The 15,625-nt window shown below is 61.7% G+C and carries 16 protein-coding genes; 8 read left to right on the top strand and 8 right to left on the bottom strand.

The features are described from left to right. Positions 1-161 precede the first annotated feature (161 nt). The 5 genes from B5G34_RS08270 to hprK form a co-directional block, all read right to left on the bottom strand. Positions 162-1,346, bottom strand: coding sequence for a hypothetical protein (locus B5G34_RS08270; RefSeq protein ID WP_087336007.1), 1,185 nt, complete (start codon positions 1,344-1,346; stop codon positions 162-164). Then, the gene (locus B5G34_RS08265; protein ID WP_087336004.1) at positions 1,327-1,827 is read right to left on the bottom strand and encodes an RNA polymerase sigma factor; all 501 of its coding nucleotides are present in this window, start codon (positions 1,825-1,827) and stop codon (positions 1,327-1,329) included. The genes B5G34_RS08270 and B5G34_RS08265 overlap by 20 nt, the downstream gene beginning before the upstream one ends. Before the next feature lie 105 nt (positions 1,828-1,932). Continuing rightward, positions 1,933-2,952, bottom strand: a complete 1,020-nt coding sequence (locus tag B5G34_RS08260; protein ID WP_087336002.1) for a hypothetical protein — start codon at positions 2,950-2,952, stop codon at positions 1,933-1,935. A 15-nt stretch (positions 2,953-2,967) separates the two neighbouring features. Next, complete coding sequence (locus B5G34_RS08255) at positions 2,968-4,410, bottom strand: MBOAT family O-acyltransferase (RefSeq protein WP_087336000.1); 1,443 nt, start codon at positions 4,408-4,410, stop codon at positions 2,968-2,970. Between the two features lie 87 nt (positions 4,411-4,497). Continuing rightward, positions 4,498-5,451, bottom strand: a complete 954-nt coding sequence (hprK, locus tag B5G34_RS08250) for an HPr(Ser) kinase/phosphatase (protein ID WP_087335998.1) — start codon at positions 5,449-5,451, stop codon at positions 4,498-4,500. Between the two features lie 182 nt (positions 5,452-5,633). Here hprK and B5G34_RS08245 point away from each other — a divergent pair, with 182 nt between their 5' ends. From B5G34_RS08245 to B5G34_RS08230, 4 genes are all read left to right on the top strand, one after another. Beyond that, complete coding sequence (locus B5G34_RS08245; RefSeq protein WP_087335997.1) at positions 5,634-6,008, top strand: BlaI/MecI/CopY family transcriptional regulator; 375 nt, start codon at positions 5,634-5,636, stop codon at positions 6,006-6,008. After that, complete coding sequence (locus B5G34_RS08240; protein ID WP_087335995.1) at positions 6,005-7,468, top strand: M56 family metallopeptidase; 1,464 nt, start codon at positions 6,005-6,007, stop codon at positions 7,466-7,468. The genes B5G34_RS08245 and B5G34_RS08240 overlap by 4 nt, the downstream gene beginning before the upstream one ends. A 112-nt stretch (positions 7,469-7,580) precedes the next feature. Further along, the gene (rpmB, locus tag B5G34_RS08235) at positions 7,581-7,769 is read left to right on the top strand and encodes a 50S ribosomal protein L28 (protein WP_087188236.1); all 189 of its coding nucleotides are present in this window, start codon (positions 7,581-7,583) and stop codon (positions 7,767-7,769) included. A gap of 117 nt (positions 7,770-7,886) precedes the next feature. Continuing rightward, complete coding sequence (locus B5G34_RS08230) at positions 7,887-8,225, top strand: histidine triad nucleotide-binding protein (RefSeq protein WP_087335993.1); 339 nt, start codon at positions 7,887-7,889, stop codon at positions 8,223-8,225. A gap of 41 nt (positions 8,226-8,266) precedes the next feature. Here the strand turns inward: B5G34_RS08230 and B5G34_RS08225 are convergent, their stop codons facing one another. Beyond that, on the bottom strand, positions 8,267-9,211 hold the full coding sequence (locus tag B5G34_RS08225; RefSeq protein WP_087335991.1) for an alpha/beta hydrolase: 945 nt from the start codon (positions 9,209-9,211) through the stop codon (positions 8,267-8,269). Between the two features lie 110 nt (positions 9,212-9,321). On the opposite strand from B5G34_RS08225, the gene pepT reads away from it, so the two are divergent. Next, a complete protein-coding gene (gene pepT / locus B5G34_RS08220; RefSeq protein WP_087335988.1) occupies positions 9,322-10,536 on the top strand; it encodes a peptidase T in 1,215 nt (404 codons plus the stop codon). 48 nt (positions 10,537-10,584) lie between these two features. Here pepT and B5G34_RS08215 read toward each other — a convergent pair whose 3' ends face one another. Then, entirely contained in the window at positions 10,585-11,196 is a 612-nt protein-coding gene (locus B5G34_RS08215) for a LysE family transporter (RefSeq protein ID WP_087335986.1), read from the bottom strand. A gap of 139 nt (positions 11,197-11,335) precedes the next feature. Here B5G34_RS08215 and B5G34_RS08210 point away from each other — a divergent pair, with 139 nt between their 5' ends. Beyond that, a complete protein-coding gene (locus B5G34_RS08210; protein ID WP_087336229.1) occupies positions 11,336-11,632 on the top strand; it encodes a helix-turn-helix domain-containing protein in 297 nt (98 codons plus the stop codon). A gap of 37 nt (positions 11,633-11,669) precedes the next feature. On the opposite strand, the gene B5G34_RS08205 is transcribed toward B5G34_RS08210, so the two are convergent. Then, positions 11,670-11,876 carry a hypothetical protein gene (locus B5G34_RS08205; RefSeq protein WP_242956930.1) on the bottom strand — a complete coding sequence of 69 codons (207 nt, stop codon included), beginning with the start codon at positions 11,874-11,876 and terminating at the stop codon, positions 11,670-11,672. A gap of 130 nt (positions 11,877-12,006) precedes the next feature. Between B5G34_RS08205 and B5G34_RS08200 the strand changes: the two genes are divergently transcribed. Beyond that, positions 12,007-14,187, top strand: a complete 2,181-nt coding sequence (locus B5G34_RS08200) for a DNA topoisomerase III (protein WP_087335983.1) — start codon at positions 12,007-12,009, stop codon at positions 14,185-14,187. Positions 14,188-14,217: 30 nt separating this feature from the next. Further along, positions 14,218-15,603: a sodium:alanine symporter family protein gene (locus tag B5G34_RS08195; RefSeq protein ID WP_087335981.1), complete on the top strand. Its 1,386-nt coding sequence runs from the start codon at positions 14,218-14,220 to the stop codon at positions 15,601-15,603. The last annotated feature ends 22 nt before the right edge of the window (positions 15,604-15,625 follow it).

Below are 15,625 nucleotides of genomic sequence, written 5' to 3'. Positions count from 1 at the left end.
CGGAGCCGGCCAACCTCCAAGCGGAAGCACCTGGCCCCCCGTCCGCGGGTGTGCGTAATCATGCCCGGATATAATATCACAGTGTTTCCCAATTTGCAAGGTTTTTTTCAATTCTGCACAGAAAAAAGAGCCCGGATCCCTCCGGGCTCTTTTTTACAGAGTTACTGCTGCTTCCACTGACTGTTGACCGTATTCCAATAGGTCTCGTTGCGGAAGGCGTGGGGGCTGAACGCAAAGTAAATGACCGCGTCCTCCTTCCCCTCCTCATAGAGCTGGCTGTTGTCGCCCACAAAGACGATATCTTTGATCCGGGCCACGTCGATGGGAGATTCCAGCTCAAAGCGGACGTGATCGGCACGGAAGAAGGCGTTCCCCTCGGCGTCACAGAATGTATCCTGTACGCCGCTGCCCTTCTCAAACCGGGTCTGCACCTCAGTGCCGTCCTCCAGCAGTACATACATCCGCCAGGGCCCTTGCTGGGCAAAGGCCTCGTCATAGTCCTCCCCATCGGGGATCACCAGGTCCATGGCCACGCTCACCGGAGAGATCGTCAGGTTTTCCACCGTGGCCAAGGTCGTCCCGTTCAGAGCAACGCCGCAGCGCCCCTCAAAGGAATAGATCTCCGCCGTGGTCTCAATAGGGATGACCAGCTCAAAGTCCATCCCCTCCAGCACCCGGGTCTCCTCCCCGTTCTCCAGCACCCAGAGGTTGGCCAGATGGGTGACCCGAAGCCAGGCCGCCTCCTCCGGCAGAGTCTCATCTGAGGTGATCTGGAGCATCATGGGGATCACCCCATCGGTGGTGTCAGAGTCTTCCACCGCCCGGAAGCCCCAGCTCCAGCTGCGGGGGTCCACCCGCTGGGTGCAGTCCTCATCTCCATAAAAGGCGGCGGAGCAGTCTCCCTCTTCCTCCCCCAGCCAAAAGTTCCGGCCGTCCGCCGTCTCCTCCGGCACCGGGAGTACTGTCCCCTCCGGGGCGGTAAAGTCCATCAGAACATAGACCTTCTCCTGGTCCTTCACCACTTCCTTTACCGTGATGGAGGCACCCGAGCCTCTTTGATCGTCAAAGACCAGATCCAACTGCTGGGCACCCAGCTGCTCCGCCTGGACCTGGTCGGTAATGCCGAAGAAGGTCCGGAAGGCAGGAGACACTCCCGCCAGGGAGGCGGCTCCCGCCGCGCCCAGCAGCAGGGAGACCACCGCCACCCCGGCCACCAGGCCCCGGTAGGGCAGGCGCATCCGCCGCTCTCTTGTCTCTGCTCGCCCCGCTGCCATGCGGCGGGTCAGTTCCGTCTTTTCCTCTTGTGAAAATTTCAGTTCCTCCAGCTCATCCCGATAGCTTGCCATAGCCCTGTACCTCCAATCCCAATCTCAGCTTCTGTCTGGCCCGGCTCATCCGGGCCCGCACCGCGTCCGCCCGGATGCCCAGCATGTCCGCGATCTCGTTGCTGTCATAGCCCATATAGTAATAGAGCACCAGCACCTCCCGGCATTTGGCGGGCAGCTGTTGGATCTCCTCCAGCACGCCGCCCTCCCGGGGCTGGAAGGCCGGCTGCTCCGCCACCGTATCCAATCCCACCGTCCGGGTGCGCCAGGGACTGCGGCGCAGATTCTTGCACAGATTGACGGTCACCCGGATCAGCCAGGCCCGCTCGTGCTCCTGACTCTCAAATTGCCCGGAATGGTCCAGCGCTTTGAGCAATGCCTCCTGGCACACATCCTGGGCGTCAGGCACGGAATTCAGCAGCGAGTACGCCACCCGCAGCAGCTGGTCGGAGCAGGTCTCCACCAGCCGCCGGGCCAGCGCCTCCCTGTCTCCCCCCTCCATGGTCCTCCCTCCTTGCCTTGTGTTTTGGAACGCGTTCACCTGGAATACACCTGAGCCGGGCCAAACGTGACAAAAACCTCCGGCCGAAGCCGGAGGTTTTTCAGGTCAGTTTCCGTTCTGTTCCCGCCACCAGGCGGCGCTCTCCTCCCAGGCAGCGGCATTCTCCGCCGTTTGGGCCCGGGGGACCAGCCCCACCTCATCGGTCAGGAAGCGGCCCAGCCAGGCGGAAAAGACAGTCGCCCCTTCCCGATTCAGGTGGCCGCCGTCGTAGAGGTGCTCTGTGGGGATCAGGCCCATCTCTTCAAAGCTGTCCGTCCAGTTGTACACCAGTACTCCGCTGTCCAGCGCCAGAATGTCCGCTGCGTTGCGGCCATACTGCTCCTTGGTGCAGCGGGTATAGCTGGGATTGAAGGTGACGATGGGCTGAGCGCCGTGTTCCCGGCACAGGTCCAGGATCTTGTCCAGCCACTCCAGGCTGGCGGCATAGTCCTCCTCCGATACGACGCGGCCCTGCTCCGACGGAGTCTGGCCCACGCCCTCCAGCACCCCCTCCACCGGAGTATAGCCCTTGTAGTGGTCCTTCCGGATGGGTATGACCGCCTTTTTCAGATCGCTGCGCCCCACCTCCTGCCAACGGCCGTGGTACAGAGACAGGTCAAAGAGCAGGCCGGTGCGCAGTTCCGGCTCGGCGGCGGTAAAGATGGCCCCCAGCTTATTGGCCGAAAATGGCATCTGGCTCACATTCTGCTGGGTGTAATTCTGGTACCGCTTAAAATAGAGGGAGGTGCCCTCCAGCACAACGGCAGAGGGAGACTGGGTGCGGAAGATCTCCTTCAGATACCAGTAGGTGATGGACAGGGGCTGCTCACCCCCCGCCATGACGTAGCCGGTCAGGCCGGAGGCGTCATACACCAGCGAGGGATTGATATCACAGTAGGCAAAGGAGCTGCCCAGATAGATCACATCCAGGCTGTCCTTGGGCTCCGCCCGGAAGGCGCTCCAGGTGGAGCCGTAGGTGACCTGGGCGGGCCGCAGCACGTCGGAGACAAAGTTGACCAGCACCGCCGTCAACAGCAGGAAGAGAAGGACAAAGAAGCATTTCTTTCCCTTGCGCAGGCGTTTCATCTGTCCATCCCCCCCTTAAAAGCTGAATCCGTACATAAATGCCTGGGCGTCATAGCCCGCTCCGTAGCTGCCGAAGATAAGGCAGCCCAGCAGGAGGGCCCACAGGACGCACCACCGCACCAGCCGGGGCTGCTTCAGGTAGGCCTTGCGCAGGTTGTGCAGGCAGCTCAGCAGGTCCACCACCAGCAGAAGCAGCAGGCCGGCGGCGGCCGCCAGCAGCTCCCACCGGTCCAGCCCCATGCTCAGGCGGACCCACAGAGGCCCCCGGAACATCCCGCCCAGTACGTCAAAGGCATTGGACAGGGAGCTGGCCTTGAAAAACACCCAGGCCACCGTGGTCAGCAGGAAGGTGATCAGCACCTGTACCCCATGGCGGAAGGGCCCGTCCTCCCTGATGCGGAGCAGCCGGTATCCGCCCGCCCGCAGGGGCGCGGTGACTGCTCCCGCCACCTGATAGAGGCCGTTGAGCACGCCCCACACCACAAAGGTCATGGCCGCCCCGTGCCACAGGCCGCTGAGGGCAAAGACGATAAGCACGTTGAGGTACTTCCGGGCAGTCCCCCGACGGGAACCTCCCAATGGGATGTAGAGATAGTCCCGGAACCAGGTGGACAAAGACATATGCCACCGCCGCCAGAACTCCGCAATGGACCGGGAGAAATAGGGGGTGTCAAAGTTCTCCCGCAGGGTGAAGCCCATGCTGTCCGCCACCCCCAGGGCCATATCGGTGTAAGAGGAGAAGTCGCAGTAGATCTGGAAGGAGAAGGCCACCGCCGCCCCCATCACCTGCACCGCCCCGTAGGACTCCGGCGCCCCAAAGACGGTATTCACCAGTACCGCCAGCCGGTCAGCCAGCACCATTTTCTTGAACGCGCCCCACAGAAACCGCAGCAGCCCCTGCCGGAACCGGTCCCAGTTAAAGGGGTGGGGCTCCCGAAACTGAGGGGTCAGCTCCTCTGCCCGGCCGATGGGGCCGGATACCACCTGGGGAAAGAAGGAGAGGAAAAGGGCGTGGAGCAGAAAGCTCCGCTGGGCCTCCGTCCTGCCCCGCCACACATCAATGACATAACCCATGGCCTGGAACAGGTAGAAGGAGATCCCCACCGGCAGCACAATGTCCAGCACCGGCGCGTTCCAGGAGACCCCCACGCCCCGGAGTACCCCAGCCGCCAGGGAGAGAGCAAAGTTGACATATTTAAAGAGGAAGAGCAGCACCACATCGGTCAGCAGGCACAGAACCAGTACCGGGCGCTTTTTCTCTCTCCCCAGGGCGATACCCGCCCCATAGGAGGTCAGGATCACAAAGAGCAGCAGGGTGAGGTACACCGTCTTGGCACACAGGTAGAAAAACCAACTGGCCAGCAGCAGCCACACATTTCTCGCCTTCCGGGGCAGCAGAAAATAGCCCAGGGCCGTCACTGGGAAAAAGCAGAGAAAGGGCAGAGACAAAAAGGTCAAAAGGGTCACATCCTTTGCGCAAAAGCCCGCCGCAGGCCGGTCCGGAGGCTTCCCCCCCGGACCTCTGCGGCGGGCCCGATCTACCGTTTACTTGTTCATCTGGGCGCTCATGGCCTGGTCAAAGTGCTCGTTGATCTGCTTGGTGAACTCCAGAGCGGCATTATAGCCCATCTTCTTGTGGCGGTTGTTCATGGCCGCCACCTCGATGATGACCGCCAGATTCCGGCCCGGCTTCACCGGGATGGTCAGGGAGGGCACCTGCACGTCCAGAATGGTGGTGTACAGATTCTCCAGTCCCAGCCGGTCGTACATAGTCCCGTCCTTCCACTGCTCCAGGTTGATGACCATGTCGATCTCGCTCTCTTCCTTGACGGCGCTCATACCGAACAGGCGGCGCACATCGATGACGCCGATGCCACGCAGCTCGATATAGTGGCGGATAAGCTCAGGAGCGGTACCCACCAGACCGCCGGTGACGGTCTGCTTGATCTCCACCGCGTCGTCGGCGATGAGGCGGTGGCCGCGCTTCACCAGCTCAATGGCGGTCTCGCTCTTGCCCACACCGGACTCGCCCAGCAGCAGCACACCCTCGCCGTATACCTCCACCAGCACGCCGTGGCGGGTGATCCGGGGAGCCAGATAGGACTTCAGGGAGGCAATGATGGTACTCATGAGCACGCTGGTGGTGTCCTGGCTGCGGAGCACCGTCCGGTTGTACTTCTCGGCCATCTCCATGCATTCCGGGAAGGGCTCGATGCCCCGGGAGAGGATGAGAGCGGGAATGTCCTGACTCAGCAGCAGCTCAAAGCTCTCCCGCCGCTGATCCGGCGTCAGGCCGGAGAGGTAGGTGTCCTCTACCTTGCCGATGACCTGGAGCCGATGGGGATCAAAATAATCAAAAAAGCCGGTGAGCTGCAGACCGGGGCGGTTCACGTCCTCGGTGCGGATGGCCTGATCCTCATAGCCCGCCGCGCCCCGCAGCACCTCCAGTTTGAATTGCTTGATCAGCTCGCCCAGCTTGACGGTGTATAAGCTCTCCATGTCTCTACCTCCTGGCTGCTTTTCTCTGTTCCTGACCAATGTATTTTATGCTATTATACCATTTTCTCCAACTCATTTGCAACCGGCAGGAAAATTTCCCCGAAAAGGCTCCCGCCCCACTTGACAAAGTATTTCTATCTTTGTAGAATAATATTGTACTATAATTGTAGAGGAGTGAGCCTATGAAATCCATCCGACGTCTGCCCGACGCCGAGCTGGAGGTCATGCAGGCCCTGTGGTCCTGCACGCCGCCGGCCTCCCGCGCCGACATCGAGGCGGTACTCCAGAGCGTCCATCCCATGGCGGTCACCACCCTGCTGACGGTGCTCACCCGGCTGGGGGAGAAAGGCTTCCTTCAAATTGAAAAGCAGGGACGCAAAAGCTACTACACCCCCCTCATCGCTCAAAAGGACTATCTGGCCGCCCAGAGCCGCACCTTTGTCCAGAAGGTGTGCCGGGGCAGTCTGCCCGCCTTCGCCGCCGCCCTGTGCGACAGCGGCCTCACCCGGGAGGAGCTGGAAGAGCTCCGCAAGCTGCTGGAGGAGGACCGGCTATGAACGACTGGCTGGTCTGGCGGCTGAGCTTTGCCCTGATCTTCGGCGCTGCGGTCACCTGGGTACTCTACAGAACAGCAGATCCCCCCGACTTTCTCCGCCCCAAAAAGAATCAGACCAGATTCCGCCCGCTGTTTTTCTACGGCACTCTCCCCTTGTTCTTTCTGGTCCTTCTGCCCTTCCTCCCCTATACGCTGAGCCACGGCGGCTTCAACACCCTGCTGGGCACGCTGTCCCAGGTTTTTCTCCAGCTGGCGTTCTACGACGGCGCGATGCTCCTGCTGCTCCCCCTGCTCCGCCGGTATCTCCAGCCTCAGACCTGCGTGTTTCTGTGGATGCTGCCCAACTACCTCTATCTGGCCCTCAATGCATCCAGCCAGCCTCCCCGCCCCCTGGTGATCATCCCGGTCCCCCTGTCGGCCTGGGCCTTTCAGGCCGTCTGCTGGGTGTGGCTGGCGGGCTTTGTGGGCGTGCTGGGGTGGAAGATCTTCTCCCATCTGCGATTCCGGCGGCGCATCCTGAAGGACGCCCATACCATTACCGACTCCCAGACCGTCCTGCTGTGGCAGGAGCTGGCCCAGTGGGCGGGATATCCCGACCGCTGCCATGCACCGGTCCTCTCCCCTGCCGTCTCCGCGCCCCTGTCCATCGGCCTGTTTGCCTCCACCGTCCGTGTGGTGCTGCCTCAGCGGAGCTACACCCAGGAGGAACTGGCCCTCATCTTCCGCCATGAACTGATCCACATCGGCCGGGCGGACAGCTCTGCCAAATTCTTTCTTACCTTCTGCTCCGCCCTGTGCTGGTTCAACCCCCTGGTATGGAGCGCCATGGACCGGGGCGCGGAGGAGCTGGAGCTGAGCTGCGACCAGGAGGTACTGGACCACATCGGCCAGGCAGGCGGCGAGGGATACGCCCGGCTGCTGCTGTCCACCGCCGAGGAGCAGTCCGGCTTCACCACCTGCCTGTCCGCCTCCGCCTCTGCCCTGCGCTACCGCCTGCGCCATGTGCTCCACCCGGCCTATCGGGGAATCCACGGGTGGGTGGCAGGGCTGGCCATCGCCGCTCTGATGCTCACCTCCGGCTGGATCACCCTGTCCTATGGCAGAGGAAGCGGACGGGACCTTCTGCTCCCGCCCGCGGCCTCCAATCCCTGCCAGATCGAGAGCATTTACCGTTTTCAGGACAGAGAGGGGATGGAGTGCAAAATTGGGGATCAGGATGCCCTTCTGGACTACCTGGGCGGGCTGGAGCTGCGGACGGTGCTGGGTTCATATGACTATCCCCCCGACGGCAGGTGGCTGTCCATGACCTTTCTGGGCCCTGAAAACAAGGGGGTCCATTTGACCGTGCAGGAGGATATGGCCTACACCTACCTGGTCAATGCCCCCTCCTTCCACCAGGCCTACCAGGTGGCCGGCGGGATGGACTGGGACTACCTGGACAGCCTGCTGGTGCCGGTCTAACGAAAAAAGCGGAATATCTTGAAAAAAACACTTGCATTTTTTCAAAACATCTGCTATCATATCGTTCGATGCTTTTATAAGCGTATCCTGACGAGCGAGGAGGTATAAGCGAATGGCCAAATGTGAATTTTGCGACAAGGGCGTTGTCTTCGGCATCAAGGTGTCCCACTCTCACCGCCGTACCAACCGTCCCTGGAAGCCCAATGTGAAGCGCGTCAAGGCGATCGTCAACGGCACGCCCAAGCACGTTTATGTGTGCACCAGATGCCTCCGTTCGGGTAAGGTCACCCGCGCTGTGTGATTGACCAATAGAAAAAGGACTGCCCTGCAGGGCGGTCCTTTTTTCGTTTCCGGGACATGACAAGCCTCTCCTTCTGTGCTATACTGGACCCAGCTTGACAAATGAGGAGGTCCTGCTATGAGCGACTGTCTGTTCTGTAAGATCGCCGCCGGGGAGATCCCGTCCAACAAGGTCTACGAGGACGATCAGGTCTTTGCCTTCTATGACATCGATCCCCAGGCGCCCACCCATTTCCTGGTGATCCCCAAGGCTCACATCGGCTCCTGCGGGGAGATCACCCCCGACAATGCCGGTGTGGTGGCCCACATCTTTGAGGTCATCTCCAAGGTGACCAAGGAGCAGGGCATCACCGACTTCCGGGTGGTGTCCAACTGCGGAGAGCAGGCGGGCCAGTCGGTCCACCACCTGCACTTCCATGTGCTGGCGGGCCGGGATATGACCTGGCCTCCGGGCTGATCCCAACCAAAAAGCGGCCGCGCACAGCGCGGCCGCTTTTGTTATGCTCTCTTTCGCAGATGCCCCTCCAGCCAGGCCAGCACATCCTCATAGACCTGCTGGCGGTTGGTCTCATTGAGCATCTCGTGGCGGCCCTCCGGGTAGAGGCGTACCGTCACGTCCTTCACCCCGGCCTCCCGGAACCAGCGGGCCACCTTTTTAACCCCTTTGCCCTGCTGGCCCACCGGGTCCTTGTCTCCGGCGAAGAAGTATACCGGCGTGTCCGGGTCCAGCCGGGCCAGAGTGCTCTTCCGGGCCAGCAGGTTGAGCCCGTGCATCATATCGTGGAACATGCTGACGGTGGGCAGGAACCGGCACAGGGGGTCGGCACAGTAGGCGTCCACCACCGCCTCATCCCGGGAGATCCAATCGGCCCCGGTGCGGGTGGGCTTGAACTGCTGGTTATAGGCTCCCACCGACAAGCTGTCCAGCAGCTTGCTGTGGGCCCGGGGACCTTTGGTCTTCATCAGCAGCGAGGACAGGGCCAGCCCCGCATTCACCTTGGCAGGGGCCTCCTGCCCTGTGCCCGACAGGATAGCGCCGTCCACCGTCCCCGGCCAGAAACTGAGATAGCCCCGCACCACAAAGGAGCCCATGGAGTGGCCCATGATGATGTAGGGCGCCTCCGGGCAGGCCTCTCCCGCCAGACGTCTGAGGGTCTTGGTGTCCTTCAATACATACTTCCAGCCGTCCTTGTCGGCAAACCAGCCGTATTCCGAGGGGTCCGCCGCCGTACGGCCATGACCCAGGTGGTCGTGGCCCACCACCCAGTACCCGTGCTGGGCCAAAAAGCGGGCAAAGGCGTCGTAGCGGCCGATATACTCCGAGATGCCGTGGACCAGCTGTACCACCGCCCGGGGCTGCTCCGACTCATCTCTCCACCAGGTGGCCCCCACCAGATGGACCCCGTCGCTGGAGGGAAAGGTAAATTCCTGCGTTGTTACCATGGAAATCGCTCTCCTCTTGTGGTACAATGTTTGTTACGATTTCAGTGTATTCCATTGCCCGGTCCCCGTCAAGAGAAAGCGGCGGGTCCCGGCGGAAAGGACGTAGAAACATGAACGCTGTGGAACGCTTTTTGAAGTACGTGACCTATGATACCCAGTCCGACGAGCACAGCCAGACCGTCCCCTCCACCGAAAAGCAGAAGGTGCTGGGCGCCGCTCTGGCGGAGGAGCTGAGCGCCCTGGGCCTGCACAACGCCCACATGGATGAGTTTGGCTATGTCTACGGCTGGCTCCCCGCCACCCCCGGCTGTGAGGGCATCCCCTGCGTGGGCCTCATTGCCCACATGGACACCTCTCCCAGCGCCCCCGGCGCCGATGTGAAGCCCCGCATCGTCCACTACGAGGGGGGCGACATCGTCCTCAACGAGGAAAAGCAGATCCTGATGAAAGCCGCCGATTTTGAGAGCCTGGCCAAGTATGTAGGCCAGGACCTGATCGTCACTGACGGCACCACCCTGCTGGGCGCCGACGACAAGGCCGGCGTGGCCGAGATCATGTCTGCCGTGGAGTATCTCACCCTCCACCCCGAGATCCCCCATGGCCGCATCGCCGTGGGCTTTACCCCCGATGAGGAGGTGGGCAGCGGCGCCGACCACTTCGATGTGGCCGGTTTCGGCGCGGCGGTGGCCTACACCGTGGACGGCGGCGAGCTGGGCGAGCTGGAGTATGAGAACTTCAACGCCGCCGGCGCCCAGATCACCGTTCACGGCGTGAACATCCACCCCGGCTCCGCCAAAAACAAGATGAAGAGCGCCATCCTTATGGCCGTGGAGCTGGTGAACATGCTGCCTCCCGCCGAGACCCCCGCCCACACCGAGGGCTACGAGGGCTTCTATCATCTGTGCGAGATGTCGGGCGACGAGACCACCGCCACCCTCTCCTACATCATCCGCGACCACGACCGGACCAGCTTCGAGGCCCGCAAGGCCTGCCTGACCCGGGTAGTGGACTACCTGAACGCCAAATACGGTGCCGGCACGGTAGAGATGGACCTGAAGGACTCCTACTACAACATGCGGGCGCAGATCGAGCCCCATATGTACCTCATCCTCCGAGCCCGTGCCGCCATGGAGGCGGTGGGGGTCACGCCCCTGGAGGTACCCATCCGGGGCGGCACCGACGGCGCCCGGCTCAGCTATATGGGCCTTCCCTGTCCCAACCTGTGCACCGGCGGTGTAAACTTCCACGGCGTCCACGAGTACATCCCCACGGAGGCTCTGGAAAAGATGACCCAGGTGCTGGTCAACCTGGTACGCAATCAGTAAACAAAGCACAGAGGGGCCGCTCCCATTGGGAGCGGCCCCTCTGTTTCTTTACAGGACAATCTGGAAAAACTGCCAGATCAGCTTGCAGCCGTAGAAGATAATGACGATGCCGCACACCACGTTGATGACCCGCAGGATCTTATCGTTAAAGCGGGCAGAGAAGAGGGAGATCAGCACCGTGATGCCGAAGAACCACAGGAAGGAGGCGGTGGAGGAGCCCAGGATCAGCTGGGTGCTCACCCCGCCGGGGTTGCCCGCCCGGAAGCCGCCGAACAGCATGGTGCCGTCGATGATGGCCTGGGGATTGAACCAGGTGACCACGCAGGCCTTGGCCGCCACGCGGGGCAGGGAGATGTTCACATCCACGTTGTTGTCCATGGTGGGCTTATCCCGCAGCAGGCCAATGCCGATCCAGATGACGATGGCGCCGCCCACCAGCAGAATGACCATCTGCAGCCAGGTGAAGTGCTCCATCAGCGCGCCGATGCCGAAGAAGCAGGCCAGCGCCAGGGTCACGTCAAAGAAGATCACGATGAGGGCGGTCAGCAGCGCCTTATGCCGGGGCTGGGTCAGGGCGGAGTTGATGACGAACAGGTTCTGCATTCCGATGGGGGCCACATAGGCCAGGCCGATACCGAGGCCGGTCAGATAGGGCGGCATGGAAATTCCTCCTAAAAAACACTTTTCATTTTTACAACCTGGTAGTATTATAGTACCTATCTTCACCCAGTGCAAGAACGCAGAAATTTCGTACCAGGTAAGGAGGAACTGACCTGTGGAGCATGAAAACTGTCCCTGTATGGAGACCTGCCCCCTGAACCACGCCCTGTCCCTCATCGGCGGCAAATGGAAGATGCAGATCCTGTGCTCTCTGTACAACAACGGTCCCACCCGGTACAACCAGCTGAAAAAGACGCTGGACGGGGTGTCCAACACCGTGCTGGCCAACGCCCTGCGGGAGCTGGAGGAGGACAAGCTGGTCACCCGCATGGAGTATCTGGAGGTACCGGTGCGGGTGGAATACAGCATCACCGAGCCCTGCAAGCGGCTCATCCCCATTCTGGATCAGCTGGGCAACTGGAGCATCTCCCTGTAAGAAAAGCCGCAGGCAGAGCCTGCGGCAGCATATCAACTCAGTCTTTGTGGGTCATGTTGAACTTGACCCGGTTCCAGAAGGTGTCCTTTTCGTATCCCTTGGATACACGGAAGTTCCACTCGGCGTCCCTGGCCCGCCTGCGGCAGGCCCGCTCGGTGGCATCCATCCGGTCCTCGGGGGGGAGGTTCTGACTCAGTCTGGCCTGCATCATGGCAAAGGCACCATTCATTCCCAACGCACTCATGCTGTACTCCTTTCTCAGTCAGCACAACAACCGGGGCTTCCTTCTGGCTTAAAGATACCAGCCGGCTATGAAAAAGTCAACGGGAGAAAACCGCGAAAAACGCCGGTTTCCGGCGGTTAGGAGAAACAATATGTCTAAAACTTTGGTATTGGCGGAAAAGCCCTCGGTAGCGCGGGAATTGGCCCGTGTGCTGGGTTGTAAAAAATCCGGCGAGGGCTTTCTGGAGGGAGAGCGCTACATCGTCACCTGGGCCCTGGGCCATCTGGTAGAGCTGGCGCCCCCGGAGGACTACGACAAGGCCTGGGCCAAGTGGGATCTGCTCACCCTGCCCATGCTGCCCGACAGGATGAAAACGGTGGTCATCCCCCAGTCCGGCCGCCAGTTCCGGGCGGTGCAGTCCCTCATGCGCCGGGGAGATGTGTCCGATCTGGTCATCGCCACCGACGCCGGCCGGGAAGGCGAGCTGGTGGCCCGGTGGATCATGGAGAAGGCGGGCTGGAAGAAACCGGCCAAGCGGCTGTGGATCTCCTCCCAGACCGACAAGGCCATCAAAGAGGGCTTCGCCCACCTGCGCCCCGCTGCCGACTACGACAATCTGTACCACTCCGCCCGGGCCCGCAGCGTGGCCGACTGGGTAGTGGGCCTCAACGTCACCCGGGCCCTCACCTGCAAGTACAACGCCCAGCTCTCCGCCGGCCGGGTCCAGACCCCCACCCTGGCTCTCATCGTCGACCGGGAAGAGGAGATCCGCAAGTTCCAGCCCAAGGAATTCTTCACCGTATCCGTCAAGCTTCCAGGCTTTACGGCTACATGGCGGGATAAAGACGGACAGGCCCGTATTTTCAATATGGAGCAAGCAGAAGCACTTGTCGCCCGCTTGAGCGGCAAGACTGCTCTTGTCACCGAGATCAAGCGGACCTGGAAGCAGACTCCGCCTCCGGCTGCCTATGATCTCACCGAGCTGCAGCGGGACGCCAACAAGAAATACGCCTACTCCGCCAAGGAGACCCTGTCGGTGATGCAGAACCTGTATGAGGTCCACAAGATCCTTACCTATCCCCGCACCGACTCCCGCTATATCTCCGACGACGTGGTACCCACCCTGCCTGAGCGGCTGCGCAGCGTCATGATCGACGAGTACGCCCCCCTGGCCCGGCAGATCATGACCCGCCGTCCCCTCCAGACCCGCTACCTGGTGAACAACGCTAAGGTGAGCGACCACCACGCCATCATCCCCACCGAGGATCAGGTAGAGCTGTGGCGGCTCAGTGGTCCCGAGCGCAATATCTTTGATCTGGTGGCCCGCCGGTTTCTGGCGGTACTGCTGCCCCCCTTTGAGTATGAAGAGGTCTCCCTCAAGCTGACCATCGACGGCGAGAGTTTCTACGCCAAAGGTAAGCTTGTCAAGGAGTTGGGCTGGAAGGCTGCCTATGACCGCTCCTTCGACCTGGAGGAGGAAGACGGCGAGGAGGAGTGGGAGCAGTCTCTCCCCGACCTGAAACAGGGAGACAAGCTGACGGTCCAGTCTGTCCGGATCAACTCCGGCAAGACCGCACCCCCCAAGCGGTACACCGAAGCCACCCTTCTCACCGCCATGGAGCACCCCGCCGCCCAGGTGAAGGGCAGGGACCAGAGCAAGATCCTGGATGAGACCGGCGGCCTGGGTACTCCCGCTACCCGGGCGGACATCATCGAAAAGCTGTTCTCCGCCTTCTACATCGAGCGGCGGGGCAAGGAGCTGGTGCCCACCTCCAAGGGCATTCAGGTGGTGGGGCTGGCCCCCGCCGACCTGCGCTCGGCCTCCCTCACCGCCAAATGGGAAAAACGGCTGGGGGACATCGCCCAGGGCAAGGAGCAGGAGGACGCCTTCGTGGGAGAGATGAAGGGCTACGCCTCCCACCTGGTGGCCGAGGTCAAGGCCAGCGACGCCACCTACACCCACGACAATGTGACCCGGGAGAAGTGCCCCGACTGCGGCAAGTTCCTGCTCAGTGTCAAGGGCAAGCGGGGTAAGCTGCTGGTGTGCCCCGACCGGGAATGCGGCTACCGCCGCTCAGTGACCCAGACCACCAACGCCCGCTGCCCCAACTGCCACAAAAAGATGGAGCTGCGGGGCGAGGGGGACAAGCAGCTCTTCGCCTGTGTGTGCGGCTACCGGGAGCGGCTCAGCGACTTCAAGAAGCGGCGGGAGAGCAAGTCCGCCGGCAAGGGAGATGTGCGCCGCTACCTCCAGCAGCAGGAGCAGCGGCAGGATTCCGGCAATTCCGCCATGGCGGAACAGCTGAAAAAGTGGCTGGAACAGAACAAATAAGAGAGAAACAGAGAGAAAAGAGGGGTTTGTATGGACATGATCGTATCCTTCCTCAACTGGCTGGACGACTTTATCTGGGGCATTCCCATGATCGTCCTGCTGCTGGGCACCCACCTGTTTATGACGGTGCGTACCGGCTTCATCCAGCGCAAGACCTTCACCGGCGTTCGTCTGTCGGTGACCCGTGACCCGGACTCCCCCGGCGATGTGAGCCAGTTCCAGGCCCTCACCACCGCCCTGGCCTCCACCATCGGCACCGGCAATATTATCGGCGTGGGTACCGCCATCTTCCTGGGCGGCCCCGGCGCAGTGTTCTGGTGCTGGATCGCCGGCATCTTCGGCATCGCCACTAAGTATGCCGAGTCCCTCATCGCCGTCAAGTATCGGGTGCGCACTCCCGACGGCAAAATGCAGGGCGGCGCCATGTACGCTCTGGAGCGGGGCCTGGGTCTGAAATGGCTGGGCGTCCTCTTTGCCGCCCTGGCCGCCCTGGCCTCCTTCGGCATTGGCTGCGGCACCCAGATCAACGCCATCGCCGAGGTCATCCAGAACAACGTGCCCTTCTCCATCCCGCCCATCGTCATCGGCATTGTGGGCGGCCTGCTCACCGCCATTGTCATCATCGGCGGCATCAGTTCCATTGCCAGAGTGTGTGAGAAGCTGGTGCCCTTTATGGCCATCTTCTATGTGCTGGGCTGCATCATCATCCTGGGCTTCAACTACGACTTCATTCTCCCCGCCATCGGCGCCATCATCCGCCTGGCCTTTACCCCCGGCGCGGTAGCCGGCGGTCTGGTGGGTCAGGGCCTGATGATCGCCATGCGCTTCGGCGTGGCCCGGGGCCTGTTCTCCAACGAGTCCGGCATGGGCTCCGCCCCCCTGGTGGCCTCTGCCGCCCAGACCCGCAACCCGGTGCGACAGGCTCTGGTCTCCGCCACCGGCACCTTCTGGGACACCGTGGTGGTGTGCCTCATGACCGGTCTGGTGCTGGTTTCCACCATCATGAAAAATCCCTCCATCAACATGGCCGATGTCACCGACGGCGGCAAGCTGACCACCCTGGCCTTTGCCCAGATCCCCGTACTGGGCCCCGTTATTCTGGTCATCGGCATCATCACCTTCGCCTGGTCCACCATCCTGGGCTGGTCCTACTACGGTGAGCGCTGCGCCCAGTACCTGTGGGGCAAGAAGGCCATCCTGCCCTACAAGATCCTCTTCGTGGCGGTCGTGGTGGTGGGCCCGGTGCTGGCCCTGGATCTGGTGTGGACCATCGCCGACATTCTCAACGCCTTTATGGCCATTCCCAACCTGATTGCGGTGCTTCTCCTCTCCGGCGTCATCGCCAAAGAGACCAGGCATTATCTGAACCATCTGGACGAGGTGGACACCACCGAGATCCCCAGCGTGGATAAATAACCGGTTGACAGGTTTGCCATCC

The organism is Flavonifractor sp. An82, from assembly GCF_002159265.1.
Lineage (GTDB): Bacteria > Bacillota > Clostridia > Oscillospirales > Oscillospiraceae > Flavonifractor.
This window is presented reverse-complemented; position numbering and strand designations above follow the sequence as displayed.